This window comes from Belnapia sp. (assembly GCF_059504005.1).
On sequence record NZ_JCACHU010000131.1, the window covers coordinates 1 to 2,035 of the forward strand.

Below are 2,035 nucleotides of genomic sequence, written 5' to 3' on the forward strand. Positions count from 1 at the left end.
CAAGCTGATGGCAAGGCGCTTGGCACGCTCATAAACATCTCGGACGGGCTCTAAGAACTCGACGTCATGTATCAGAGATGGTGGCGGGATCTCTGCTATGCGCTGCTGCCAACAGCCACCAGCACGCAATAAAATTGCTTAGCAGCCTCTAAGCTGCAGAATTTAGCACCACATTCCAAATCGTCTCTGTGAGCTGGCCTAAGCACATCAATGGCTTGCGCCAATCCGTTCATCGGCCGTTCGCTCGGAACTGTTCAAGTTGGGCCACAGGGCCTCCCGCCCGCACGATCGAGGACGCGCCCGCCCGCCCGTGGTGCCGCCGAGGGTCACCGGCGGACGTTGCCCTCGAACCGGAACTCGGGCGAGTTGCGCAGCTGGTCGCGGGTGGCGTCGACCACGGCGCGCAAAGTACCGTCCGGCTGCCGGGTGAGCACCACCGCGCTGGGCGGCAGGGCGGCGTGGCGCTCGTCGATGTTGAGGAAGCCGCCGACGCCGATGACCACGGCCGCGATCTCCCGGCCGCCGCCGATGACCAGGTCCTCGATCTCGCCGATCCGCTCGTCCTGCAGGTTGCGGACCTGGGTACCCATCAGGTTGGAGGCGGTCATGTCGACGGGCTGCACCGCGTAGTAGGTGACGACCACGGCAGCCGGCGCAACGGTCACCAGGCCGCCGCCCGGAGGAGCCTGGCCCGGCTGCGGCGCCGGGGTACCGGCCCAGCCGGGCAGGGTCTGCGTCGGGCCAGGCAGCGCCGTCTGGGCGAGCGCACCGCCGCCCGCGAGCAGCGCGGCCGCGAGGGTCAGCAAGGGGTGTCGCGCGTTCGTCGTGGTCTCCTCGTCCGCTTGGGGGTGGGCTCGCAGCTGCGGCGGCAGCGCACCACCGCCCCGGCGGTTCCTGCCCGGGACGGCAGTTCAGAGGCGCTGGGGCGCGCTCGGAGAGGTGCCTCGGTTCGGCAGGCATGCGGCGGGTGCTTGGGTTCCCCTGGCTCCGCGCCTGGCAACCTGCGATCGCCAGGGTCGGCGCCGGCCAACCACAGGGCGCGAGGAACCCTCCGGAGCCCAGGGCGGTTAGCGGACGCGGGCGGTCCGGTGCCCGGGTACGCCCTTGCACGGTCCTGCAACGTCGACGAAAGGCCACGCGCATGCCAGACGACAGGAGCACGACGAGCGGGTCGCAGCCGGGGCTGGCGCGGTACCGGGACGCGGCGCAGGACGTCTTCGCCGAGACGCGCCAGGCCTGGCCCGGGCTCGGCTACTACGAGCGCTTCGAGCAGGTGGTCTGCTTCGTGCTGACGGTCGTCATCGCGGGGGTGGCGGTGGCCGCGACGGCGGTGCTGCTGATCCGGGTGGTCGGGCTACTGCTGCTCGGGGTGGTGGACCCGGCGGAGCCGGCGGTGTTCCAGGCGATCTTCGGCATGATCGTGACGGTACTGATCGCGCTCGAGTTCAACCACACTCTGCTCGGGGTGCTGGAGCGGCGGCACAGCATCGTGCAGGTGCGCACCGTGGTGCTGATCGCGCTCATGGCCATCGCTCGCAAGTTCCTCATCCTGGACCTGAAGGAGGCGGAGCACACCACCCTGCTCGGCCTGGCCGGCGCGGCGTTGGCGCTCGGCGCCGTCTACTGGCTCGTGCGCGAGCAGGACCGGCGCGACGAGGCTGCGGCGGGCGGGCGCGAGGGCTGACCCGGGGCGCGGCGCCCAGGAAGCGCCCTTGGTCCTGCTATCCTTCCCATCGCTCAACCACACACGCGTGGTCCTCTACGGCTAGGGCGGGATGGCCTCTGCCGCGCGGGGCTGGAAGATGTTGCGGCTGTTCGGGCACGAGGTGGCCTCGGTGCTGGGCGGAGGCAAGGCGCCTTGTGAAGGCGCACTCAAACAGGCTCTGAGCAAGTGCAAGGGAGACGCGGACCTTCGCCGTGCGTGGGTCGGACGGCAAAGTCGGGTGCAGAACTGGCTTTGGGCCAACTTCCGCCATGCACCATCTGTGGACACCCCCTTCAGGGCAAGGGAAAACGTCAGGATTGCGGTGACGCG

3 protein-coding genes are annotated in these 2,035 nt (G+C 69.6%); 2 read left to right on the forward strand and 1 reads right to left on the reverse strand.

Annotated elements, in window-relative coordinates; all coding sequences use genetic code 11:
* Positions 1-326 precede the first annotated feature (326 nt).
* Positions 327-806: a PRC-barrel domain-containing protein gene (locus AC5JJ1_RS17115; RefSeq protein WP_495786315.1), complete on the reverse strand. Its 480-nt coding sequence runs from the start codon at positions 804-806 to the stop codon at positions 327-329.
* Between the two features lie 335 nt (positions 807-1,141).
* On the opposite strand from AC5JJ1_RS17115, the gene AC5JJ1_RS17120 reads away from it, so the two are divergent.
* Entirely contained in the window at positions 1,142-1,684 is a 543-nt protein-coding gene (locus AC5JJ1_RS17120) for a phosphate-starvation-inducible PsiE family protein (RefSeq protein ID WP_495786316.1), read from the forward strand.
* 91 nt (positions 1,685-1,775) lie between these two features.
* The coding region (locus AC5JJ1_RS17125) for a hypothetical protein (protein WP_495786317.1) at positions 1,776-2,035 on the forward strand (260 nt) is incomplete at its 3' end.

Coding starts and splice junctions, on each gene's coding strand:
- AC5JJ1_RS17120 (WP_495786316.1), top strand. CDS start 1,142: ATGCCAGACGACAGGAGCACGACGAGCGGGTCGCAGCCGGGGCTGGCG.